We start from the raw sequence: 24817 nt of genomic DNA on the forward strand, positions 1-24817 counted from the left end.
TGGCGTAACTCGGTTGGATGGTCACGGACGTAAACTACATGTCGTGCGGGACGGAATTCCACGGACTATAGGTTGTGCACATCGGCGATAGAAGTGCAGGACGTGAAAGATTTGCCCTGGATCAACGCGTATGCATTGCCGGCCGACATATCGAAAAATTTCCGTGCGACGGCGCTGTAGGGCCGTTGACTGTCATCGGCACTCGCGGTAGCGCAGCGTCGAGGCAAACGTCGCGGCGTCGAGCGTCGCGAGCCGGTCGAGCCAGGCAGGCGTAAAGCTGCCGGGTCCGGCCGTTTCGCGGGCGGCCAGTTCACCGGCGACACCGGCGAGGGCGACAGCGGCGACGGCCGGAATCCAGAGATTGCCCTCGTAGCCGCCCGCGCCGATGAAAGCCGCGACGAGCGCAGAGAGCGCACAGCCGGTTCCCGTGACGCGCGGCATCACTGCGTCGCCGTTCGCCAGTTCGATGCTGCGCTTGCCGTCCGTGACGTAGTCGATGGCGCCCGTCACGGCCACCACCGCATGCAGATCGAGCGCGAGCGCCCGGGCGGCGCCCCGTGCGTCGTCGGTACTGGCCGTGCTATCGACGCCCCGGCCGCTCGCGGGGCCGCCCGCAAGGCCGATGATCTCCGAAGCGTTGCCGCGAATGACGGCCGGTTGCGCAGCAATCAGCTTGCGCGCGAAGCTGGTGCGGAACGTCAGCGCGCCGACTGCCACAGGATCGAGCACCCACGGCACGCCTGCCGCGCGTCCGGCCTCGACGGCCAACTGGATCGCCTCGGCCTGCGCGGCGTCGAGCGTGCCGAGATTGACGGAGAGCGCGCTGGCCAGCGTGACGAATTCCGCGACTTCCTCGCGCGCCACCACCATGGCGGGTGACGCGCCTGCCGCGAGCAGCACGTTGGCGGTCATATTGGTGGTGACGAGGTTCGCGAGACAGTGGACGAGCGGCGCACGGCGGCGGACGTCGTCAACGACTGAGAAAAGTATCGATGGCAGCATGCTGGGGTCGGTGTTTGTTTGACAAAGACGATCCGCTCCGGGGATTCACGTGCGAACGTAGCGGAGTCGAAATTCCTGTGCAATGCGCATTGGCGGCCTGCCATGCGGTCGGTCGCGCAGGGGCGACAGGCGGCGGGCCTGGATCGACCGTGAATCTATCCAGTTCCCGCCCGTGCGTCGAGAGCCGTTCCGTCGCACACATGTTCCAGAACAAGGGATCTGGGCCGCAGGTTGTGCCTGTGGCGATGCCGCTTGCCGTTCTGCATCTCAGAATATAATTCCGGCAATGTCGCGCCGCTGCTGGGTGTTTGGGGCGCGGCGCTTTCCGCTTCAGGCGAACTCCGAACGCACTTTCTCATATCAAGATGGCTGATATCGAGCACAAGACAGCCCGGCCCGCAGTTCAAAAAGCGGTTCATAAGGAAGACCGGCATTTCGTGACCGCACTAGCGCGCGGGCTCGAAGTGCTGGCGTGCTTTCGCGGCGGCGATGCGATGCTGACCAATCAGGAAATCGCGCAACGCTGCAAGCTGCCGCGCTCGACGGTCTCGCGTCTCACCATGACGCTCACGAAGCTCGGCTACCTGATTCATCTCGAAGACAACGGGCGCTACCGGCTCGGCACGGCTTGTCTTGCGCTCGGCAGTTCGATTCTCGCGCGGCTCGACGTGCGCAAGATGGCGCGCCCGCTGATGCAGGAGCTGGCGGAATTTTCGGGCGGCACCGTGTCGCTCGGGATGCGCGACCGGCTCTCGATGCTGTATATCGAAAGCTGCCGCGGCACGGCGGCGCTCGCGCTCACGCTCGATGTAGGCTCGCGCATTCCGCTCGCCACCTCGGCGATCGGGCGCGCCTGGCTTGCCACGGTTGCGGCGCGCGAACGACATGACGTGATGGAGCAGATCCGCGAACTCGACGACGTTGCCTGGCCGCGCATCCGGCCCGGCATCGAGCAGGGCATCGAAGACCATCGCACGCTCGGCGTGACATGTTCCTTCGGCGAGTGGTAGAAGGACGTCAACGGCATCGCCCGCGCGTTTCAGGCGGGCGGCGGCTTGCCGGTCATGGCGATTAACGTGGGCGGCCCGGCGAGTTCGCTGTCGAAGGAGTTTCTGCTCGGCGAGGTGAAGCCGCGGCTGCTGGACATCGTGGCGCAGCTCGAAGAGGGCGGCCTCGCCGCGTGCCAGCGGAATTAGCGGAATTAGCGGAATTAGCGGTCGATGGGCAAAAACGTGCCGCTCGTATGCAGCACTTCGCGCTCGCCAACCCTGAGCGTGCATTCCGCGAACACGATGCGCCGGCCGTTGCGGCGCACGCGCGCATGCGCTTCCAGCCAGTCGCCGACATGGGCCGCCGAGAGGAATTCGCTGTTGAGCGTGGTGGTCACCGTGACGTGCGCACCGCGCTGTGCGTGCGGCGCCTGGCTCAGGTAGATGCCGAGGGTGCCGTCGGCGAGCGTCAGCAGCATGCCGCCGTGGGCGATGCCGAGCGGGTTCGTATGCGCGGCCTTGACGCGCACCGCCACGATGAGCCCGCCCGCCGTAGCCGGGCGCGTGTAGAGCGGGCCGAGCGCGCGGAAATACGGGCCGCCGTGTTCGAAGAGTGTGTAGCCGTCCGGTACGCCGCTCGACGCATCGTTGGCCGGGGCCATGAGCCTGCTGCTCAGCAATTCGGGTGTCATCTTTTTTGATCTTCTCAATACCAGCCGGGTCTCGCCGTGCCGTGTGCCCGGAAACGTTTGCCCGCATGCGGGCGTTTCGGCAGAAAAATAAGCGGCAGCGGGAAATTTAGCACCGGCCAGCCAGGGCCGTGTGGATCTCGATCAGATGCTGCGCGCATTGTTGCGCGCGTTTTGCAGCCCAGGCTCACGAGCCGGTTTTGCCCGCCCGCGAGCGCCGTGTTCGGGTGTGCGGGCTTTTTGTGGGCTCGCCATAGAATCGCCCGTGCATCTGCAGTGTGGAATCGACGGATGGATTCGTGGAATTCATCGCTAACGCGCCGGCATGTCGGGGGCGCGGTGCGTGCCCCGACGATTCCTGGTCAACGTTGCGCCGCGTTACTTCGCGGCGCTCAGCTCGGCAGCCGGCAGCGGCTTGATCGCGCCGCCGTCCACCACGGCCACGACGGCGTGGCCCATCGTCAAGCCGCCGTGCGCGTCGACGCCGGTCAGCCCGTTCGGATTGTTGTCCGCCGCCAGGTTCTTGAGCGCCGCGTCGTACGCCTTGCGGATCGCCACGGCGTCGGTCGTCGTGCCCGCCTGCTTCATCGCCAGCGCCGTCGCCCAGACCGCCGTGTAGTTGAGTGAGTTTTCCTGCGACGGCATGCGGCCATCGTGCGTCTTCGCAAAGCGCGCGACGAACGTCTTCGCTGCGGGCGACGGGTCGTCGGACACGGGCATCACGCCCACCGATCCATCGAGCGCGCCGTAGCCGCCCGCGACCTTCGCGACTTCGTCGAGCTTGGCCTGGTCCATCACGACGAAGCCGCCCTTGAAGCCCAGCTCGCGCGCCTGGCGGATGATGAGTCCGGTGGGCTCGGACGGCCCGCCGACAAAAATCACGTTCGGCTTCGACGCGAGCACGCGGCTCACGCCGCTGTAAAAGTCGGTGGCGCGGTTATACGACATCGGGTTGTCGGCGACGACCGTGCCGCCCGCAGCCAGCCAGACCGGCTTGAATGCGGCGGTCCATGCCTTGCCGTAATCGGTGTCGGTGTTCGCGAGTGCAACGCCCTTGCCGAATTTGCCGATCTCATACTTCACGAACGATCCCGTATACGACGTGAACTCGGGCGGGATGCGCAGCGTGAGCGGATTGCCGCGTGCGGCCAGCTCCGGCACGCTCGTATAGGCGAGCAGCAGCAGCTTCTGTTGCTCGTTCATGGTCTGCACGGCGTAGCAGCCGCCCGAGTGCGGCACCAGCACGACCGGCGCACGGTATTCCTGCACGAGGCGGCGTGCGTTGATGGCGGTTTCGCTCGGGTTGTACTGATCGTCCAGCGCAACGATGTCCACCTTGACCTTCTTGCCCGCCACGACGAGCCCGGCCTGGTTGATCTCGGCCACCGCCATCTGCATGCCTTCGAGCACCTCCTTGCCGTATTTGGCCGCGCCGCCGCTCAGCGGGCCGGAATAGCCGATATGGACGGTATCGTCGGCAAAGGCCGGCTGCGCTACGTGCGCGACGACAAGGGCCGCGATCAATGCCGGGGATAGCTGCTTGAGGGTCATCGTCTGTCTCCTCCACGGAGTTTCAGTTGCTGTTGTTGTGACCGGCGTTCGCCGCGTTCAGCCGCCCACATAGGCGCGGCGCACCGCTTCGTTACCGGCGAGGCTCTCGTAGGTGCCTTCCAGAACGATCCGGCCGGCTTCCACGACATACGCGCGATGCGCGATCTTCAGCGCGGCATGGGCGTTCTGCTCGGCGAGCAGCACGGTGGTTCCCGCGCGGTTGATGCGCTGGATCACCTCGAACGTCTGCTTGACGATGAGCGGCGCGAGCCCGAGCGACGGCTCGTCGAGCAGCAGCACGCGCGGCCGGCTCATCAGCGCGCGGCCGATCGCGACCATCTGCTGCTGCCCGCCGCTCAGCGCGCCGGCTGCGTCGTCCTTGCGTTCTTCGAGTGCGGGAAAGAGGGCGAACACTTCGTCGAGGCGGCTGCGATTGCCCGCGCGATCACGCCGGTGCGTGTACGCGCCGAGCATCAGGTTCTTCAGCACCGACAAGCCCGGGAAGAGCTTGCGGCCTTCGGGGCAATGCACCACGCCTGCGCGCACGACATCGGCGGGCTGCTTGCCGACGAGATCGACGCCCTTGAGCCGGATGTGCCCCGCGCTTGCGCGAGTGAGCGCGCTGGCCGCGCGGAAGATCGAGCTTTTGCCCGCGCCGTTCGCGCCCAGCAACACGACGAGTTCCCCTTCGCCCGCATGCAGCGTGATGCCGTGCAGCGCGCGGAAACTGCCGTAGTCGAGGCACACGTCATTGAACGTCAGCATGGTCGCTCCCGAGATAGGCGTCGATCACCGCCTGGTTCGTGCGGATCTCCGCCGGCGTGCCTTCGGCAATCTTTTCGCCGTGGTCGAGGACCATGATCTTGTCGGCGAGATTCATGATCATGTTCATCTTGTGCTCCACGAGGCACACGGTCATGCCCGCGGTCGCGATCTTGCGGATCAGTTCGGCGAGCCCGTCCGTCTCCTCGGGATTGATGCCGCCCGCGGGTTCGTCGAGCAGCAGCAACGCAGGCTCGGTCGCCAGCGCGAGCGCAATCGCCACGCGCTTGCGCTCCTCCTGGGTGATGTCGCCGGCCGACCGTGCCTCGATATTCGACAGGCCGACGAAATTCAGCGCGTCGCGCGCCTTCTCGCGGCAGGCGCGCTCCTCGGCCTTGCAGCGCCGCGTGCGCAGCAGCACGTCGAGCAGGCCCGAGCGCGTGCGCAGCCGGTGCCCGACGATCAGGTTGTCGAGGACGGTCGCGCCTTCGAAGAGCGTCGTCGCCTGGAACGTACGCGCCACGCCAAGGCGCGCCATCTGGTCCGCGCGCAGTCCTGCCACGTCCCGGCCGCGCAGGCGGATCGCGCCGCCCGTCGGCCGGTACATGCCGCTGATCAGATTGAAGAACGTCGTCTTGCCCGCGCCGTTGGGACCGATGATCGCGTTGACCTTACAGGGCTCGATCTTCGTGCTGACGCCGGTAACGGCGCACAGGCCGCCGAAGCGCTTGGTGAGATTGTCGATTTCAAGCATGGCCGTCTCCTTGCGGTGCGCGGCGCACGGCGGCGGCCTGCGGCATGCGGCGCAGCGCGAGGCGGCTGCGGGCGCTCTCGTAAAAGCCGACCAGCCCGCGCGGCAGAAAGATCAGCAATGCGATCAGAAGCGGACCGAAGACGAGAAAGCGGTAGTCCTGCATGAACTGCAGATACTGCGTGATCCACGGCACGGCGAGCGCGCCGATCAACGGACCGGCCAGCGTCCCCACGCCGCCCACCATCATGTACATCGTCATGTCGAAGGTATGGTCGATGCCTGCGAGATCGGGGCCGAGAAAGCGGACGAAACCCGCATAGAGACCGCCGGCGATGCCCGCGTAGAACGTCGAGATCAGGAACGCCAGCAGCTTGTTGCGCATGAGATCGATGCCGAGCGCCTGGGCGAGGTTTTCGCCGTTGCGGATGGCAATGAATGTGTGCCCGAGCAACGAATGGACGATGCGGTGCATGAGCCAGAGCCCGGCGGCGAGGAAAGCGAGCGTGAGGTAGTAGAGCGAGCGCGGGCTGTCGAACGATATGGGACCAAACCCGGGCGGCGCGGCGATGCCCATGATGCCGACTACGCCGTGCGTGAGGCTGTCCCATTTCTCGATGACGAGAAAGATGATGTAGCCCACGCACAGCGTGAAGATCGCGAAGTAGTTGCCCCTCAGTCGCAGCGACAGGATGCCGACGCAGAACCCGATCGCGACGCATACGACGCCCGAAAGCGCGAACGCGATCCAGAACGGCACGTGGTAATCCACGGTCAGGATGCCGACCGTATACGCGCCGATGGCCATGAAGCCGCCATGCGCGAGATTGAACTGGCCGGCGTAGCCGGTGATGAGATTCAGGCCGACCGTTGCGAGCGCAAAGATGTAGGCCGTAGACATGACCGTCAACGAATAGTCGTTGTGCACCAGGAGCGGCAGTGCGAGGCCGAGCGCGAGCAGCGCGAGCCATCCGGCGTGGCGTGCGGTAATCATGATGCGCGCACCTCCCTGGCGAAGAGACCTTGCGGGCGCAACGAGAGGATCGCGACGAGCAGCACGAAGGCGATCAGATCCTGATAGTCGGGCGAAACGTAGAACGCGCCGAAGCTTTCGGCGAGCCCGATGATGAGGCCGCCCGCGATGGCGCCCGGCACGCTGCCCATGCCGCCGAGGATGATGATGACGAATGCCTTGAGGATCACGAGCTGCCCCATGGCCGGATAGATGAGATTGATCGGCGCGTAAAGCGCGGCGGCAACGGCAGCAAGCGCGCCGGAGATCGCGAACGTGGCCATGCCGGCCTTGCGCGGATCGATGCCCATCAGCGCGGCGCCTTCGCGGTTCTGCGCGACGGCGAGGATGGTCGATCCGGCGACCGTGTGATGCAGGAACAACTGCAGCGCGAGCACGAGTCCAAATGCGCCGCCGATGATCAGGAGCCGCTGAATCGGCGCGATGACCCCGGAGAATTCGACGACCCCGGACCACGGCGGCGACATGCGGTGAAAGTCGGTGCCCCAGAGCACTTGCGCGGCGGCCTGCAGGAACAGCATCAGGCCGATGGCGGCGATCATCGGGGCGAGGCCCGAAGCGTTGCGCAGCGGATGGAACACGAGCCGCTCGGCGAGGACGGCAAGGGCCGCTACGCACACGGCGGCGGCGGCCATGCCGACCCAGTAGTTCAGACCGAGACGGGTCGTCAGAAAGAACGCGGCAAAGGCGCCGACCATGTAGAACGCGCCGTGTGCGAAGTTCGGCACCGCCATGATGCCGTACACGAGCGTGAGGCCCAGCGCGACGAGACTGTAGACGCCGCCAAGCGTCAAGCCGTTGAGCACCTGCTGCAAGAACAGATCCACCCTGATCCTCCTGAAAACGGGAAACCGGTGTACTGCTGAGGCTGTTGCCACTGTGACCGCTATGACTGCTATTGACTGCCGTTACCGCGTGATTCGCGCTGTCGTCGTGGCCGCATGCGGGCATGGCGATGGCGCGCGTCAGGGCATCATTTGGCAATGGATTCCGCTATGCAGTCAGCCTGGGGGAAATACCGAATGGTCGTTCGTTTTGTGCGGATCGCTTTGCAGGGCGGGATGGCGAACGTTTTGTGGCCGTGGCTTGCGCGGGCATTACGGCCAGGTCGGCTGGTGCTCGAATGAAGTCTTTTGCAGTGATTCTGCAGTGCAGACCTCATTGCCGAATGCTGGAATTCGGCAATGAGAACGCGTAAGGAATGAAGCAGGGCCGCCGGTCGTTCGCGCGGCCCGTTCAGGGTTACAGCAGCGGATTGATCGACTCAATCGCCCTTGCGTGCGGCGGTTTTCCAGCCAGATTCGACGAACACGCGGCACAGCGCTTCCATGCCTTTCGCGTCTTCGTCATCGAAGCGGGCGATCTGCGGGCTGTCCACGTCCCACACGCCGATCAGCGTGCCATCGGGCGCGACGAGCGGCACAACGATTTCCGATTGCGACGCCGAATCGCAGGCAATGTGGCCGGCAAACGCGTTCACGTCGCGCACGATCTGCGTTTCGCGCGTTTGCGCTGCAGTACCGCACACGCCTTTGCCCAGCCCGATGCGCACGCACGCGGGTTTGCCCTGGAACGGGCCGACGACCAGTTCCTTGCCGTCGAAGAAATAAAAACCGGCCCAGTTGAGCCCTTCGAGCGAGTTGAACACGAGCGACGAAAAATTCGCCGCGTTGGCGATGACGTCGGGCTCGCCTTCGATCATCGCGCGCGCCTGGGCGGCGAGTGTTTCGTAGAGGGCGGGTTTGTCGGCGGGGAGGGGGCTGTCGAGTGCAAACATGGGACGTTACCGGGTAGTGGGCGATGCGAAGCCATCGCGACGAGATCGTGACGAAGCAGCGTGGGAGTGTAGGCGAGTTTGGGCCGCTGCGCCAAAGGGACACACGCGGGACGCGCGCTCAGGATTATCCACGTTTCGTGTTGAATGGCGCCACGCGAACGCAGCTTGTTTCCGTGGCGTTTTCAGGCATGCTGGCGGTCATAACGCGCGGATCAATGCCGGTTCGCGCCAGCAACGGAGAACGAGACATGAGCAAGACGTACAGGGTGGCCGCCATTGCGGGCGACGGCATCGGTCGGGAGGTGATGCCGGAGGGGCTGCGCGTGGTGCAGGCGGCGGCGAAGCAATTCGGTCTTTCGATCGAATTCACGCACTTCGCGTGGGCGAGCTGCGACTACTACCTCGAACACGGCAAGATGATGCCCGACGACTGGTTTGCCACGCTCAAGGATTTCGACGCGATCTACTTCGGCGCGGTGGGCTGGCCCGACAAGGTGCCCGATCACATTTCGCTGTGGGGATCGCTCCTCAGGTTCCGCCGCGACTTCGACCAGTACGTGAACCTGCGCCCGGTGCGCCTGCTGCCTGGCGTGCCGTGCCCGCTCGCGAACCGTAAGCCCGGCGATATCGATTTCCTCGTTGTGCGCGAGAACACCGAGGGCGAATACAGTTCGGTGGGCGGCAAGATGTTCGAGGGCACCGAGCGCGAGTTCGTGCTGCAGGAGTCGGTGTTCACGCGTCACGGCGTGGACCGCATCCTGAAGTTTGCCTTCGAGGCGGCCAGCAAGCGCGCGCGCAAGAAGCTCACGGCGGCGACGAAGTCGAACGGTATCGCGATCAGCATGCCGTACTGGGACGAGCGCGTGGCCGCGATGGGCGAGCAGTACCCGGATGTGACGTGGGACAAGCAGCACATCGACATTCTCTCGGCGCGTTTCGTACTGCAGCCCGACCGCTTCGACGTGGTGGTGGCCTCGAACCTGTTCGGCGACATCCTCTCGGATCTCGGACCCGCCTGCACGGGCACGATCGGCCTCGCGGCTTCGGCGAACCTGAATCCGGAGCGGACGTTTCCGTCGTTGTTCGAGCCGGTGCACGGCTCGGCGCCGGACATCTTCGGCAAGAAGATCGCCAATCCGGTTGCGATGATCTGGTCGGGCGCGATGATGCTGGAGTTCCTCGGCAACGGCGACGCGCGCTTCACGCAGGCGCACGATGCGATCATGCGCGCCATCGAGAAGGTGCTCGTGGAAGGGCCGCGCACGCCCGATATGGGCGGCACGGCCAATACCGCGGACGTCGGCGAGGCTGTCGCCGCTGCGCTAGTAGTGGGGTAATAAGCGGGGCAATGAGGCGTTCGCGCAGTTCGGAATCGGCATCGCCGCGCAGGAGCCGGCAGGCGCGTGAAGCGTGTGGAAAGCGCGCGTGATGCAGTTATGGCGGGCGGACTCAGTTTTCGTCGGCGCCGTCGAGCGCCTTGCGGTCGCGGCGCTCCTCGTTGCCGCGTCGCGCCCGCATGCGCTGGCGCGACAAGGCGGCGATGACTTCGCCCGTGCTCGCGCCCGCGGGGATCTCGTTGCGGATCACGTTGGCCACCATCGGCAGGCCCTTGCGCTGACGCTGCAATGCCCGCGCGATGGCCGTGCGGCAATCCTCGCCGTGACAATCCCATTCGTCACGGGCTTTTCCGCAGTAACGGCATGTGTCCATCGCGCAAGTTTAACTGGAAACACGGCGCGGATTCGGGGCGCTATCGGGGGCGGCCCGCGATGCGGTGTTCGTCGCGGTTAAGCAGCAGGCGACGACTCGTCCGGTGAGATGCCCAGTTCCGCCGCCATCCGCTCGACCAGTGCGCGCAGTCGGGCCACTTCGTCGGCGAGGCGCTCGTGATCGCTTTTGAGCGCATCGAATTGCGCGAACGAAACGCCGTCGCGCGCGGGTTCCATTTCGCTCATCGCAACGCTGCCCGCCACCGCGCCAATGTCCACCTCGCCGCACAACAGATGCACCCAGCGATTCTCGCGCTCGCCAGGCGCGCGCGGTAGTTTTACGACGAGCGGCGGTTCGCGGTCGGCGAGTTCGCCAAGGAACGCCTCGACCGACGAAACGTCGGCGAATCCATGCAGACGAGCGGAATTCAGCCGCAGTTCGGCGGCGGTCTGCGCGCCGCGCAGCAGCAGCACCGCGATCAGCGCGACGGCCTGGCTCGGAATGCCGAGCACGCGGCTCAGGTTGTGCTCGAAGCGCGGCACCCGGCTGCTGCTGCCCTCGAACACGAGGCTCAGATGCTTGAGGTCCTCGATCGCGCCCAGCACCTCGGTTTCGGTGACGTTCATCACGGGCGCGCGCGCAGTCTTCTGATTGCAGCCCGATGTCAGCGAATTCAGCGACAGCGGGTAAGTGTCCGGCACCGTCTGCTGCTTCTCGACCAGCACGCCGACGATGCGCGCCTCCAGTTGCGTAAGGGCACGCAGGGCGCGCGGCGAGGAACTATCGGCAGGAAAATTCATAAACAGACTCGGTTTTCGGAGATCGATCGTGGGGCTCGATGATACTCGGGTCTGCCGGGAGCGACAGGGTTGCACGAGGTCCGTCACAATCACGCCCGAGGACCGGACCGGCGGGCGATGCGCCTCGAAGCCCCTCGAAGCCCCGCCGTCCGGATTCAACGCTTCGTTTTCAAGGAAATGCGCGATGGCATACGGTCAGCACAAGTACAGCGTCACGGTGGAATGGACGGGCAACAAGGGCACCGGCACATCGGGATATCGCGACTACAGCCGCGATCACATCATTCGCGCGGGCGCCAAACCGGAGATTCCCGGCTCATCGGATGCGGCATTCCTCGGCGACGCCGCGCGCTGGAATCCCGAAGACCTGCTCGTGGCGGCGGCATCGGCATGCCACAAGCTCTGGTATCTGCATTTGTGCGCGGATGCGGGCATTCGCGTTCTCGCGTATGCGGACGAGGCGGAAGGCACGATGCTGGACACTCCGGACGAGGGGCGGTTCACGCAGATCGTCCTGCGCCCGCGCGTCACGCTTCGCCCCGGCGACGACCGCGAACTGGCCGAACAGCTTCACCACACCGCCCATGCGAAATGCTACGTGGCGAACTCGGTCAATTTCCCCATCCTTTGCGAGCCGACAATCGAGTTCGCTTCTGCGTAGCGCGCGGCGCTTTGCCGCTATCGTTCGCACCCACGCCCGCCCGTGCTGGATCCGGCGCGCGGCCCAGGGGATCCGTGCGCGGCGGACGGCATGCCTTGCCCTATGCCGCGCGCCTAAAGTTTTGTAGTTTCGTGCCGTTGTCATAATCCGGAGCCGTAAATCCATCGATCTTGCGAATCGCAAGCGGTCATGCGCGCCCGCCAACAGACAAAAAATAGGATCGAGGGTGTGCCACGGCTGACTTCGACCCGCCGGAGATGGGAAATGCTCAACAAGCTGTCGATTCGCACGTGCCTTACGCTGATGGTCACGTTTATTGGCTTCGTGCTGGTTGTCGGCGCCGCCGTGGGACTCTTGTCGATCCGGCAAAGCGACACGGAACTGCAGGATATGTACACGGTTGACGTGCCGGCCGTCACCGATCTGGAGGGCAGTTCGAGCGAGCTTCTGCGTTTGCGCCTTGCGCTCGCCACGGCGTCGTCGTTCATGGCCATCGGCGACCAGCCCGGGGCGAAGGGCGTGCTCGAACACATCGACCCGTACCTCAAGAATTCGAACGACCGGCTCGACCATTTCCGGTCGATCGCTTCGGCGGACGACGCCGAAAACCAGAGCCTCCTGAAGGCGATGCTGGAAAAGCGCGATACGTTCCTGCACGAGGGCATCGACAAGGGCCTCGCGTTGCTGAAGTCCGGCGATTACAACAGCTTCACGGAACTGCAGGCGCATACGCTGCCGTCGCTTTACGCCGATTACGACACGGCGATGGCCGCCCTCGAAAAGCACCAGGCCGGCAACGGCGCGAAGCGCTTCCAGAATGCGCATGACCGCTTTGTCGTGGTCTGCGTGGCGGTTGCCATCGGCCTCGTGGGTGCGCTGGTCTTCGCATGGATCGCGCGCATCGCGCTGATGCGTGCAATCGTGGACCCGATCGATGCGGCGGTGACCCAGTTCCAGCGGATCGCGAATGGCGACCTCACCCAGTCGGTTGCCGTGACGAGCAGCAATGAAATGGGCAAGCTGCTGGCGGGCTTGCAGCGCATGCAGGAATCGCTGGTCACGATGGTCGGCACGGTGCGCGACGGCGTTGCCTCGATCGATACGGGCGTGGGCGAGATCGCGACCGGCAATACCGACCTGTCGCAACGCACTGAACAGCAGGCGGCATCGCTCGAAGAGACGGCGGCCAGCATCGAACAGCTCACGTCCACGGTGCGGCAGACGACCGGCAACGTTCAGGAAGCAAGCTCGCTTGCGCAGGGCGCCTCGGGGCTCGCAGCCCAGGGCGGCGACCTCACGCGCGAAGTGGTGGGCACGATGCAGCACATCGTCAGCGATTCGCGGCGTATCGGCGACATTGTCGGCGTGATCGAAGGCATCGCGTTCCAGACCAATATCCTCGCGCTGAACGCCGCTGTGGAAGCGGCGCGTGCGGGGGAAGAAGGGCGCGGCTTCGCGGTGGTCGCAGGCGAGGTGCGCTCGCTCGCGCAGCGCAGCGCAGCGGCAGCCAAGGAGATCAAGGACCTCATCGCAACGTCGAATGCGCGGGTCGAAACCGGCGCGGGGCTCGTGGAGCGTTCGGGCACGACGATGCAGGAGATTGTCGACGCCATTGCCCGCGTGAGCGCGATCATGGGCGAGATCGCTTCGGCGGCTTCGGAGCAGAGCACCGGCATTGACCAGGTCAATATCGCCGTCTCGCAGATGGATCAGGTGACGCAGCAAAACGCCGCGCTCGTCGAGCAGTCCGCAGCCGCTGCGGCGTCGCTCGAGGACCAGGCGCGCCGCTTGAGCACGGCGATGGCCGTGTTCCGCATCCGCTAAGGCAAAACCGATGCACGCGCAACGAGCCGTCGCCGCCTGACACGCGGCGCGGCTTGCGGCGCGCTGCGGTGCGGGGGCGCGGGGGGCGCGGGGGCGTATGGCAGCGCCCCCGTTGAACCGGCACGCGCCTTACCGCTTCCAGAGCGTCTTGCCCCAGAACGTCAGCGTGCGATCCCACGCCAGTTGCGCCCAGACGGGATCGTATTGCGTGGCCGCGATGCGCCCCGGGCCCTCGGCGGTTTCGTTGGCGAATGCGTGGTGCGCGAGATAGCGGTGAAACTCGACATCGACCTTCGCATCGCGCAGCTTCGTTTCGAGCGCATCGATCATATCCGGCTCGAAGAACATGTCCTGCGTGGCCCAGTGGCCGAGCACGGGCGCGGTGATCTTCGTGGCGTCGATATAGTCGAGCGGCGGACAGCCGTACCACACCACGACGGCGGATAGACCCGGAATCTGCGTCGCAGCGAGCAGCGTCAGCGCGCCGCCCATGCAAAAGCCCGTCACGCCGACGCGGTCGGTCAGCGTCAACAGAAAATCGACGGCGCCGCGGATGTCCTGCGACGCGGCGTCGGCGAAATCGAGCCCATTCATCAGGTGATTGGCCTCTTCTTCCTCGACCGTCGCCTTGCCGCGGTAGAGATCGGGCACGAGTGCCAGATAGCCTGATTGTGCGAGGCGGTTGGCTACGCCGCGGATCTGGTCGTTCAAGCCCCACCATTCCTGGATCACGACGATGGCGGGCGCGCCTTCGGTCTTCTCCGGTCTCGCGAGATAGCCCTGCAGCGCCTGGCCGTCGGGGCGGGTAAAGGTGATCATGGGTCCGGTGTGCTGTTTCATGATGGGCGTTCCTTCTGCAGGCGAAATCACGGTGGATGGAAGCCGTAGCATAGCGCCGGCACGGTGCGTGCGCCGTGACGCACGGGCGTTGGTCCGATGTCACTCGCCGATCAGATGCAGGCGCCGCGCGCGAGCACGTGCGCATGCTGTACGATGTCGCGCTTGCTGGCGTTCTCGCTTAAGGTTCGTTCGCGAGGCAGGCGTTGACGTTTTGCGCCTGCCTTGTGCAGGCTGTGCCTTTCGCAGCTTGATTCGACAGCGGGTTCGACAGCGCGGCCCGGTTGCAATCCAGACCTGTTCCAGGTTCAGTGCACGATGGAGTGATTCATGCAAGGTCTGAAACGACGTATCGTCTATGTCACCGTATTCGAGGGGCTGGGCATTCTGGCGACCGGGGTGGGGCTCTCGTCGATGGCCGGCAGCGACGCTGGCCGCGCGGGTGCGGCGGCGGTGCTCACGTCGGTGATCGCCACGCTGTGGAATTTCGTCTACAACATGTACTTCGAGCGTTGGGAAGCGCGCCAGACGAAGCGCGGCCGCAGCGTTGCGAGGCGCATCGCGCACGCGGTGGGATTCGAAGGCGGCCTTCTCGTGATGCTGGTGCCGATGTTGGCGTTGATCTTGCGCGTGTCGCTGGTGGAGGCGTTCGTCATGGACGCCGGTCTCTCCCTGTTTTTCCTCGCCTACGCCTACGTGTTTAACCTCGCGTTCGACTACGTGTTCGGCTTGCCGGCCTCGGCCATGCCCGCGCCCGTTTCTGCGCCAGTCCCTGCGCCAGTCTCCGCGCGCGAAACGACCCAAAGCTAACAGCGCCTCCAGAAATGACGCAGTCCGCTTTCGGGCCGCCGCGCGGCGGGTGAAAGCGGACTTCGCGTAGTTTGCATTCGGCTGCATTCGATTGCGTTCACGCAGGCGAACCTGCGCACGTCGATCAGAACATGTGCCGGATACCGAGGCTCGCGCCCACGGTCGAACCGCGCACGCCGAACAGTGCATTGTTGACCGACAAGCCCGAGTTCATGAGACCGCTATTGTTGACGTAGCCAACCTGCCCGTAGAGCGTCGTCCACTTGGAGAGGAAGAACTGCACGCCGCTCGACGCCATGATCGAGTGGTTGCTTTCGCCGCCGATATGGGCGCCGTCGTGGGTGTACCAGACGCCGGCATTCACGTTGAGGTAGGGCTTGACGAAGTAGCTGAAGCCGCCGGAGTACACGCTGTTACTGAACGAACCTGCGACCTTGTAAAGCGCATACGAGGCATAAATCGCGAGGTCGTTCGGGAAGCGATAGCTCGCGCCAAGCGTGCGGCCGACAAATGCAACCGTGCTGATCGGAACTGCGGTGCCGCCCTCGTTGCCGTTATACATTGCGCCGGTGATCGTGAGGCCGCCGATGTGATAGCGCAAGCTCGCCGAATACTGGCGACCGGCCTGGAAGTTGCCCGCCGTGCCGCCGAGCGCCATCAGGCCCGACGCCTGGATGCCGGCGATTTCCGGCGACGTATACGTAATCGAGTTGCTGTTGAAGAGGCCCGTGATCAGGACGTTGTCGAGGTAGCTCACGAGGCCGGTGCCGAAGTACGACATGGCGCGCGGGTCCATGTCGTAGAGCGCCAGGAAGAACGGCGAGTACTGCACACCGGCTTTCACCGTACCGAACTTGCTATCGATGCCGACCCACGCCTGGCGGCCGAACAGGCCGCCGTTCGAATTGTTGAACTGGCCGTTCGCGACGCTGAAGCCGTTCTCGAGCTCGAAAATGGCGCGCATGCCGCCGCCGAGGTCCTCGCTGCCGCGCATGCCGAAGCTGGAGCCGGTCATGCCGCTGTCGGTCATCGAGAACTGGTGGCCGCCGTTCGCGGTTGCGGTGCGGCTCGTGTACAGGATAGAGCCGTCGACAATGCCATACAGCGTCACGCTGCTTTGCGCCTGCGCCGCACCCGAAACACCCAGCAGTCCGGCTACGGTCAATGCCGGTACAAGCCGTTTTTTACTCATGCCTTTCCTGTCGCGCATTTCGTCGTCCTCATTAAATATTATTAGCTGCTTCGATGTGGTGGTGTCGCATCATTGCGACATCTTTATGGCGCTTGAAAATCCGGAACCGATCCTGCAGTCAATATGCAGGCGGGAGAGGCGAATGCGCTTGTGGCGCCAGGACGAATGACAACGGCTCGCGCGGGTGTGCACGGTATGCCGCGGCGCGGGCGCCGTGCGGGCGGTGCGGCGTCGGGTACGGTTTTGGAGTCCATGCGGTAAGCCGCAGATGCGGGTTCTCGTTCAACGTGCGTCCCTCCGCGGACTGGTTGTGTACGAAACTTTTACCGGGTTGCTTCCACGATTCGGCTCATTTTTATACGGTCGTGCACAATTTGTCATCCTGGGAGAAACGATTAGTTTTCGAGCAACCAGTCAAATTTTTGAATGGTGTACCGGATGCATCCCGCGTGAACGGGAAAGCCGTCGTGTCGTGCAGCGCACCGGACCATCCGCCGCCCAGGTCGCCGATCAGCGCGGCCGTATTCAGAAGCCGTTGCTGCTGCACGTTCAACGCGGTTTGCTGTTGACTCAGTTGCGTGGTCTGGGCTGTCGCGACCGTCGTGTAATCGACGGTGCCCGCCGCGAATTCATTCTGCGCGATCTGCGTGCCGTGAATGGCATCGCGTACGGCGGCGTCGAGCACAGCGGATTGCTGCTCCAGGATGTGCAGCGCGGACAGATCGTTTTCCACGCTCTGGAACGCGGTCAGCACCGTGCCGCGATAGTTCGCCACGGCCGCGTCGTAACCGGCGCGCGCCGCGGCGACCTTGCCGCCGCGCAATCCGCCGTCGAAGATCGTCTGCGTCGCGCTGGCGCCCAGCGACCACACGTAGTTGCTCATATGGAGCAAACCCGAGAGCGGCGATTGCGTGAAGCCGTCGAGCGCCGAGATCGAGATGGCCGGGTAGTACGCTGCCGTCGCCACGCCGATCGAGGCGTTCGCGGCCGCCATTTGCCGCTCGGCCGTCGCGACATCGGGACGGCGTTGCAAAATCGTGGAGGGCACACCCGCCGGAATCACGGGGAGGGCAGGCAGTTTCTCGCTGTGCGGAATCTCGATGTCCTCGGGATTGCGGCCGACGAGCACCGCAATCGCGTGTTCATTTTGCGCGCGCGCGACGCCAAGCGCGATCAGGCTCGATTGCGCGCCCTCCAGTTGCGTGCGCGCGAGGATGAGCGTGGATGGTGCAACCGTGCCGGCGGAATCCTGATCGGCCACGACGCGCAAAAACGCCGTATAGGCGGCGACCGTGTTCGTGAACAGATCGATGTCGGCATCGGTCACGCGCAGGTTGATCACGGCGTCGGCGAGTGCGATTTGTTCGGATAGCTTGGCATTCGCGAGCGTCGCCTCGCTCGCCTGGGCAGTCGCGGAATTCTGTTCGATCTGGCGGCGCACTTCGCCCCACACATCCAGATCCCAACTGGCGTTGCCCTCCAGCGAACCTGCGTTGTTGATGCGGGCAAAACCGGCGCTGCTGCCGAGTGCGCTTGCACCGCTCACGCTGCCGAGCGTGCCCGTGGCCGAACGCTCCCGCGTGACCGAACCGGTCACGCCAAGCGTCGGAAAGAGGCCCGCGCGCGCCACGCGCACTTCGGCCAGCGCCTGCTGATAGTTCGCATAGCTTTGCCGCACGGTCTGGTTCGACACCACGACGAGCGGCTCCAGTTCGTCGAGCAGCGGGTCGTTGAACGCGGTCCACCAGTCGCCTTTCGGACCTTCGGCGGCGGGCTCGGCCTGGGTCCAGCCCGGCAGCGGCTTCCACGTGGCGGGCACGGCGACCTGCGGACGATGGTAGTCGGGGCCGACCATGCAGCCGCTGGTCAGCATCGCGAAGACGAAGGGTGCGAGCCGCAGCGCGGCGCGCATGAGCGTGGCGGGGGAGATTGGTTGCGTCCGCATGCGTGGGATATTCATCATGATGCGCTCTCATCGGCCTGGCGGTTCCAGGGCAGGCGCTCGGCCCAGCGCGCAAGGCGTGCGCGCAGGCGGTCGAGGAACAGATAGATGACCGGCGTCGTGTACAGCGTGAAGACCTGGCTCAACAGCAGGCCGCCCATCACGGTCACGCCGAGCGGCTGGCGCAGCGACGCGCCCTGGCCGATGCCGATCGCGAGCGGCACCGCGCCGAGCACGGCGGCGAACGTGGTCATCATGATCGGCCGCAGACGCACCACGGCCGCTTCGTGAATCGCGCGGCGCGCATCCATGCCTTCGTTGCGCTGCAACTGGATGGCGACGTCGACCATCATGATGCCGTTCTTCTTGACGATGCCGATCAACAGGATGATGCCGATCATCGCGATTACCGAAAACGGCGTGCCGAAGATCAGCATGGCGAGCGTCGCGCCGATCCCGGCGGAAGGCAGCGTCGAGAGAATCGTGAGCGGGTGGATGGTGTTTTCGTAGAGCACGCCCAGTACGATGTACACGACGGCGAGCGCGGCGAGGATCAGGAGCGGGACGGTGCCCATCGACTGCGCATACGCCTGCGCTGCGCCTGCAAACGCGCCGTGCACCGAAGCGGGCATGCCGATGTCGCGTTGCGCCTGCTCGATGATCTTCGATGCATCGCTGAGCGAGCCGCCCTTCGGCAGATTGAACGAGATCGTGCCTGCGACGAGGCCGCTCTGGTGGTTCACCTGCGTGGCCGTGTGGCTCGTGGTCCACGACATGAGGGCCTTTAACGGCACCATGGTTTCGGCGGCGGTGCTGTCCGCGCTGCCGCTCGAACTGCCGCCCTTGCTGTTCGCGATTGCGTTGGTGAGCTGGTTCGCCACGGCGTTCGCGTTCAGCGTGCTGGTGGTTGCGGCCGCACCGGCTGCCGTGCTTTTCACGATCCGTTGCGTTATGCCCGAAACGGCGCCGCCCGGCATCTGCGTCTGCGCGGCGCCGCTTGCGTTGCCCGCCGCCGTCGAAAGCCAGATCCGGTCGAACGACTGCGGAAACTGCCAGTACTTCGGCGCCACTTCCATCACGACGAAATACTGGTTGAGCGCGTTGTAGATGGTCGATACGGTGCGCTGGCCGAAGGCGTCGTAAAGCGTGCTGTCGATCTGGTTCGGCTCGAACCCGTAGCGCTTCGCCGTGTTGCGCTCGTAGGTCACGTACGCCTGCAGGCCGTTTTGCTGCAGGTCGGAGTTCACGTCCAGCATCTGGGCATGGTGCTTGTTCAGCTCGTCGACCAGCCGCGGCACCCACGTGAAGAGCGCGCCGGCATTGTCGCTCGTGAGCGTGTACTGGTATTGCGCGGCCGACTGCCGTCCGCCGATCTGCAAGTCCTGCTGCGCCTGGAGAAAGAGCCGCGCGCCGGACACGGCGCTGAGTCTGGGCCGCAGCCGGTTCACCACTTCGGTTGCCGAGGCGCGGCGCACGCCGATCGGCTTGAGTTCGATAAAGACCGTGGCCGAGTTGAGCGCGCGGCCGCCCGTGAATCCCGCCACCGAGGCGACGGCGGGGTCCTGCTGCACGATGGCCTGCAACTGTTCGAGTTTTTTCGACATCGCGGCGAACGAAATGCTCTGGTCAGCGATGATCTGGCCGATCAGGATGCCCGTGTCCTGCTCGGGAAAGAAGGTCGCGGAAAGCAGGCGCGCCACGAACACGTTGGCGACGAGCAGTCCGATCAGGATGAAGATGATGAGCGCGGCGTGGTCGAGCACGGCATCGAGCGAGCGCGAATAGGCGTGCTTGAAGCGGTCGAACTGCGCCTCGATCCACACGGCCCAGCGTGCGGGGGCACGTTCCGTGCGCTCGCGCTTGAGCACGTACGCGCACATGGCCGGCGTGACCGTGAGCGAGACCACGAGCGAAATCAGGATCGCGATGGACAGCGTCATCGCGAACTCGTGGAAGAGCAGGCCGACAATGCCCGGCATCAGCAGGATCGGCAGGAACACCGCGATGAGCGAGAGGCTCATCGACACCACGGTGAAACCCACTTCGGCTGCGCCGCGCAGCGCGGCTTCCTTCGGTTCGACGCCGGCCTCGATGTGGCGCACGATGTTCTCCAGCACAACCACCGCGTCGTCCACGACGAAGCCGGTGCCGATCGTGAGCGCCATGAGCGAGAGATTGTCGATGCTGTAGCCGAGCAGGTACATCGGCCCGAAGGCGCCGACAATCGAAAGCGGCAGCGCGACGGCGGGAATCAGCGTCGCGCGCGGCGAAAGCAGGAACACGAACACCACGCCGATCACGAGCAGCACCGCGATAAAGAGCGTGCGTTCCGTGTCGGACACGGAGGCGCGCACCGACTCGGAGCGATCGATCGCCACGTGCACATGGATCGACGCGGGCAGCGCCGCTTCGATGGTCGGCAGGCGCGCCTCGATCTGTTTCACCGTCTTCACGACATTGCTGCCCGGCATCGGATAGACGATCACCAGCACGGCCGATTTGCCGTTGTAGAGGCCCGCGTTGCGGATGTTCTCGTTCGAGTCGAGCACTTCGGCCACGTCTTTGAGCAGCACCGGCGCGCCCTGGCGATACGCGATCACCACGTCCTTGAACGGCGCGGCCCGGGTGATCTGATCGTTCGACACGACCTGGTAGCGCTGGTCGCCCTGATCGATATGGCCTTTCGCGCTGTTGGCATTGGCCGCGGCAATCGCGGCGCGCACGTCCTCCATGCCGATGCCGTAGCTGTTGAGCTTGCCGGGCTCCAGTTCCACGCGCACGGACGGCAGCGCGCCGCCGCCGAGCGTGATCTGGCCCACGCCGTCGACCTGCGAGAGCTGCTGCTGGATCACGGAATCGGCGGAATCGTAAAGCTGCGCTTTCGTGAGCGTGTCGGAGGTGAGCGCGAGCACCATGATCGGCGCGCTCGCCGGGTTGTACTGGCGATAGCTCGGGTTGCTGCGCAATGTGGTGGGCAGATCGGCGCGCGCGGCCTGGATGGCCGATTCGACGTCGCGCGCCGCACCGTTGATGTCGCGATTGAGCCCGAACACGATGATGATCATCGACGAGCCGACGTAGCTGATCGACGTGAGCTGCGAGACGTCTGCGATGGTGCCGAGCCTGCGCTCCAGCGGCTCGGCCACCGTGGCCGCCATGATGTCGGGGCTCGCGCCCGCCATGCTGGCCTGCACGACGATCACGGGAAACGCGATGTTCGGCAGCGGCCCGACCGGCAGCCGGAAGAACGCGAGCGCTCCGGAAATCAGGATCGCGATTGCGAGGAGCGAGGTCGCGACCGGTCGCCGGATAAAGAGCGCCGAGATGTTCACGGCGTGCCCTCGGGGGCGGGCGGCGCGCCGCCGTCTTGATTGCCTTCACCGCCTGAACCGTCCGCACCGGCCGCCGGGCGCTTGCGGCCGAAGCGTTGTGCGAGACGGTCGAAGAACAGATAGATCACGGGCGTCGTGAACAGCGTGAGCATCTGGCTCAGCGTGAGGCCGCCGATAATCGCGAGACCGAGCGGCCGCCGCAATTCCGAGCCCGTGCCGCTGCCGAGCAGCATCGGCAGCGCGCCGAGCATGGCCGCGAGCGTGGTCATGAGAATCGGGCGGAAACGCAGCAGCGACGCTTCGAAAATCGCTTCGCGCGGCGGCTTGCCGTGCACGCGTTCGGCTTCGAGCGCGAAGTCCACCATCATGATGGCGTTCTTCTTGACGATGCCGATCAGCAGCACGATGCCGATGATGCCGATCACGTCGAGGTCGTTGCCCGCGATCATCAGGGCGAGCAGCGCGCCGATGCCGGCGGAGGGCAGCGTCGACAGAATCGTGACCGGATGCACGTAGCTCTCGTAGAGCACGCCCAGCACGATATAGACGGCCACGAGCGCGGCGATCAGCAAATACACCTCGCTCGTGAGCGAATCCTCGAACGCCTGCGCCGCGCCCTGGAATGTCGAGGTGATCGATGGCGGCAGTTGCGCGGCCGCCTCGGCCTTGCGGATGTCGCGCACGGCGGCGGAAAGCGACGCGCCCTTCGCGAGATTGAACGAGATCGTGACCGAGGGGAACTGCGCGAGGTGGCTGATGGCGAGCGGCGAGCGCGTGATGTGGATCGTCGCGATGCCCTTGAGCGGCACCTGCCCCGAGGTGCTCGTCTGGCTCGGCAGATAGAGGTCGCCGAGCGAATCGACCGTGGGCAGCGCCTCCGGCTTCGCGACGAGAATCACGCGGTACTGGTCCGACTGCTGGAAGATCGTCGAGACGATGCGCTGGCCGAGCGCGTCGTAAAGCGCGTTGTCGATGGTCGCCGCCGTGATGCCGTAGCGCGCCGCGAGCTGGCGGTTCACTTCCACGTCGATGGAGAGGCCTTCGGTGTTCAGGTCGCTCGTTACGTCGGTGATCGCGGCAATCTGCTTCATCTGCGCGATGAGCGCGGGCACGTACTGGTTGAATGCTTCCTGATTCGGGCCGCGCAGCACGAACGTGTACTGGTTGCGCGAAACGGTGGTGTCGAGCGTGAGATCCTGCTCCGGCTGCAGATAGAGCCGGATGCCGGGCACCTTCGCCACGCTTTCCTGAATGCGCCGCGCGATTTCCGCGGCGGTTCCGGAGCGGTCGTCGTGCGGCTTGACGTTGATCAGGAAGCGGCCATTGTTGAGCGTCGTGTTGACGCCGTCGATGCCCACGTACGAGGTGAGCGAAACCACGTCGGGGTCCTTGAGGATCTCGTCGGCGAGCGCGGACTGGCGGCGCACCATCGCCTGGTACGACACGGAATTGTCAGCGACGCTGATGCCCTGGATCACGCCCACGTCCTGCACCGGGAACAACCCCTTCGGAATCACGATGTACAGCACCATCGTGAGGACGACCGTGCCCACGGCGACGAGCAGCGTGAGCGTCTGGTGATCGAGCACCCACGTGAGGCCGCGCTCGTACGCGGCGAGCGTCTTGTTGAAGATCCCTTCGCTGATGCGCTCGAAGCGGCTCGGGTGGCGTTCGGCCTGCGCGCGCAGGATACGCGCGCAGAGCATCGGCACGACCGTGAGCGACACGACGGCCGAGAGCACGATGGTCACGGCGAGCGTCACCGCGAATTCGCTGAAGAGCCGCCCGATCACGCCGCCCATGAACAGCAGCGGAATCAGCACCGCGATCAGCGAAATGGTCAGCGAGAGAATGGTGAAGCCGATCTGCCCCGCACCTTCGAGCGCCGCCTGCAAGGGCCGTTTGCCTTCTTCGAGGTAGCGCACGATGTTCTCGATCATCACGATCGAATCGTCCACGACGAAACCGGTTGCGATGATGAGCGCCATCAGCGAGAGGTTGTCGATGGAGTAGTTCAGTTCGTACATCAGCGCGAGCGTGCCGATCAGCGAGACCGGCACCGAAATGCTCGGAATGATCGTGGCGGGCACGTTGCGCAGGAACACGAAGATCACCGCGACCACCAGCACGACGGCGAGGACGAGTTCGAACGCGGCGTCGGCCACCGATGCGCGGATCACGCCGACGCTGTTCGAGACCACGGTGACCTGCATGCCTGCGGGCAGCGTCGATTCGAGCTGCGGCAACTGCTGCATGATGTGGTTGACCGTGGCGATCACGTTTGCGCCTGGCTGGCGCTGCACGTTCAGCACGATGGCGGGCGCGTGGTTGTACCAGGCGCCGCGCTCGATGTCCTGCGCCGCGCTCGTCACGCGCGCGACGTCGCGCATGAACACGGGCGAGCCGTTCTGGTAGGCGACGACCGTATTTTCGTAATCCTGCGGCGCCGAGATCTGGTCGTTCGAATTGATCGTGTAGTTGAGCTCGGGGCCGTCGAAGTTGCCCTTCGGGTTGCTCACGTTCACATTGGCGAGCAGCGTGCGCAGATCGTCGAGATTCAGGCCGTAGGCGGCGAGCTTCTGCGGATCGGCTTCCACGCGCACGGCGGGCACGTTGCCGCCTGCCGTGGTGACGAGACCCACGCCCGGCACTTCGGAAATCTTCGTCGCGAGGCGGTTGTTGGCCGCGTCCTGCAACTGCGTGAGCGACATCGACTTCGACGTGATCGCGAGCGTGAGAATCGGCTGATCCGCGGGATTGACCTTCGCGTAGGTCGGCGGTGCGGGCAGGCCGCCCGGCAGGAAGCTGTTGGCCGAGTTGATGGCCTGCTGGACGTTCTGTTCGGCGACGTCGAGATTCAGCGCGAGGTCGAACTGCAGCGTGATGATCGAGGCGCCTTCCGAACTGTACGAAACCATCTGCTGCAGGCCCGGAATCTCGCCTAGCTGCACTTCGAGCGGCGCGGTGACGGTGGTCGCCATCACCGAAGGACTCGCGCCGGGATAGAAGGTCTGCACCTGGATCGTCGGGTAATCGACGGAGGGCAGCGACGAGACCGGCAAGAACTTCATCGCCACGAGGCCGATGAGCACCATCGCGATCATCAGGAGCGATGTCGCGACGGGCCGGAGGATAAACAGGCGGGAAATATTCAT

19 protein-coding genes and 1 pseudogene are annotated in these 24817 nt (G+C 65.0%); 5 read left to right on the forward strand and 15 right to left on the reverse strand.

Annotated elements, in window-relative coordinates:
• Positions 1-192: 192 nt before the first annotated feature.
• Entirely contained in the window at positions 193-1002 is an 810-nt protein-coding gene (thiM, locus tag EPN59_RS04795) for a hydroxyethylthiazole kinase (protein WP_293036922.1), read from the reverse strand.
• 365 nt (positions 1003-1367) lie between these two features.
• On the opposite strand from thiM, the pseudogene EPN59_RS04800 reads away from it, so the two are divergent.
• Positions 1368-2198: pseudogene (locus EPN59_RS04800) on the forward strand (IclR family transcriptional regulator).
• Positions 2199-2212: 14 nt separating this feature from the next.
• Here EPN59_RS04800 and EPN59_RS04805 read toward each other — a convergent pair.
• The 7 genes from EPN59_RS04805 to EPN59_RS04835 form a co-directional block, all read right to left on the reverse strand.
• Complete coding sequence (locus tag EPN59_RS04805) at positions 2213-2653, reverse strand: PaaI family thioesterase (RefSeq protein ID WP_293036921.1); 441 nt, start codon at positions 2651-2653, stop codon at positions 2213-2215.
• 405 nt (positions 2654-3058) lie between these two features.
• Positions 3059-4231, reverse strand: a complete 1173-nt coding sequence (locus tag EPN59_RS04810; protein WP_293036919.1) for an ABC transporter substrate-binding protein — start codon at positions 4229-4231, stop codon at positions 3059-3061.
• Positions 4232-4288: 57 nt separating this feature from the next.
• Positions 4289-4996, reverse strand: coding sequence for an ABC transporter ATP-binding protein (locus EPN59_RS04815; RefSeq protein WP_293036917.1), 708 nt, complete (start codon positions 4994-4996; stop codon positions 4289-4291).
• Positions 4980-5747, reverse strand: a complete 768-nt coding sequence (locus EPN59_RS04820) for an ABC transporter ATP-binding protein (RefSeq protein WP_293045622.1) — start codon at positions 5745-5747, stop codon at positions 4980-4982. The genes EPN59_RS04815 and EPN59_RS04820 overlap by 17 nt, the downstream gene beginning before the upstream one ends.
• On the reverse strand, positions 5740-6738 hold the full coding sequence (locus EPN59_RS04825; RefSeq protein ID WP_293045624.1) for a branched-chain amino acid ABC transporter permease: 999 nt from the start codon (positions 6736-6738) through the stop codon (positions 5740-5742). Before EPN59_RS04825 ends, EPN59_RS04820 begins: the two co-directional genes overlap by 8 nt.
• Complete coding sequence (locus EPN59_RS04830; protein WP_293034614.1) at positions 6735-7604, reverse strand: branched-chain amino acid ABC transporter permease; 870 nt, start codon at positions 7602-7604, stop codon at positions 6735-6737. The genes EPN59_RS04825 and EPN59_RS04830 overlap by 4 nt, the downstream gene beginning before the upstream one ends.
• A gap of 437 nt (positions 7605-8041) precedes the next feature.
• Positions 8042-8554, reverse strand: coding sequence for a GAF domain-containing protein (locus tag EPN59_RS04835; protein WP_293034615.1), 513 nt, complete (start codon positions 8552-8554; stop codon positions 8042-8044).
• A gap of 248 nt (positions 8555-8802) precedes the next feature.
• Here EPN59_RS04835 and EPN59_RS04840 point away from each other — a divergent pair, with 248 nt between their 5' ends.
• Positions 8803-9891, forward strand: a complete 1089-nt coding sequence (locus EPN59_RS04840) for a tartrate dehydrogenase (protein WP_293034616.1) — start codon at positions 8803-8805, stop codon at positions 9889-9891.
• 112 nt (positions 9892-10003) lie between these two features.
• On the opposite strand, the gene EPN59_RS04845 is transcribed toward EPN59_RS04840, so the two are convergent.
• On the reverse strand, positions 10004-10264 hold the full coding sequence (locus EPN59_RS04845) for a hypothetical protein (protein ID WP_293034617.1): 261 nt from the start codon (positions 10262-10264) through the stop codon (positions 10004-10006).
• Positions 10265-10341: 77 nt separating this feature from the next.
• Positions 10342-11064 (reverse strand): YceH family protein, encoded by a 723-nt coding sequence (locus EPN59_RS04850; protein WP_293034618.1) that lies wholly within the window; start codon positions 11062-11064, stop codon positions 10342-10344.
• A gap of 184 nt (positions 11065-11248) precedes the next feature.
• On the opposite strand from EPN59_RS04850, the gene EPN59_RS04855 reads away from it, so the two are divergent.
• Positions 11249-11725, forward strand: a complete 477-nt coding sequence (locus EPN59_RS04855) for an OsmC family protein (RefSeq protein WP_293034619.1) — start codon at positions 11249-11251, stop codon at positions 11723-11725.
• A 264-nt stretch (positions 11726-11989) separates the two neighbouring features.
• Complete coding sequence (locus EPN59_RS04860; RefSeq protein ID WP_293034620.1) at positions 11990-13549, forward strand: methyl-accepting chemotaxis protein; 1560 nt, start codon at positions 11990-11992, stop codon at positions 13547-13549.
• A gap of 129 nt (positions 13550-13678) precedes the next feature.
• Here EPN59_RS04860 and EPN59_RS04865 read toward each other — a convergent pair whose 3' ends face one another.
• On the reverse strand, positions 13679-14389 hold the full coding sequence (locus EPN59_RS04865; protein ID WP_293034621.1) for a dienelactone hydrolase family protein: 711 nt from the start codon (positions 14387-14389) through the stop codon (positions 13679-13681).
• Between the two features lie 327 nt (positions 14390-14716).
• Between EPN59_RS04865 and EPN59_RS04870 the strand changes: the two genes are divergently transcribed.
• Positions 14717-15196: a PACE efflux transporter gene (locus EPN59_RS04870; protein ID WP_293034622.1), complete on the forward strand. Its 480-nt coding sequence runs from the start codon at positions 14717-14719 to the stop codon at positions 15194-15196.
• 124 nt (positions 15197-15320) lie between these two features.
• Here the strand turns inward: EPN59_RS04870 and EPN59_RS04875 are convergent, their stop codons facing one another.
• The 4 genes from EPN59_RS04875 to EPN59_RS04890 form a co-directional block, all read right to left on the reverse strand.
• Positions 15321-16388: a porin gene (locus EPN59_RS04875; protein WP_293034623.1), complete on the reverse strand. Its 1068-nt coding sequence runs from the start codon at positions 16386-16388 to the stop codon at positions 15321-15323.
• A gap of 355 nt (positions 16389-16743) precedes the next feature.
• On the reverse strand, positions 16744-18300 hold the full coding sequence (locus EPN59_RS04880; RefSeq protein WP_293045648.1) for an efflux transporter outer membrane subunit: 1557 nt from the start codon (positions 18298-18300) through the stop codon (positions 16744-16746).
• Positions 18301-18347: 47 nt separating this feature from the next.
• Positions 18348-21662, reverse strand: coding sequence for an efflux RND transporter permease subunit (locus EPN59_RS04885; protein WP_293034624.1), 3315 nt, complete (start codon positions 21660-21662; stop codon positions 18348-18350).
• Positions 21659-24817: an efflux RND transporter permease subunit gene (locus EPN59_RS04890; RefSeq protein ID WP_293034625.1), complete on the reverse strand. Its 3159-nt coding sequence runs from the start codon at positions 24815-24817 to the stop codon at positions 21659-21661. The genes EPN59_RS04885 and EPN59_RS04890 overlap by 4 nt, the downstream gene beginning before the upstream one ends.

The organism is Paraburkholderia sp., from assembly GCF_004298475.1.
Classification (GTDB): domain Bacteria; phylum Pseudomonadota; class Gammaproteobacteria; order Burkholderiales; family Burkholderiaceae; genus Paraburkholderia; species Paraburkholderia denitrificans.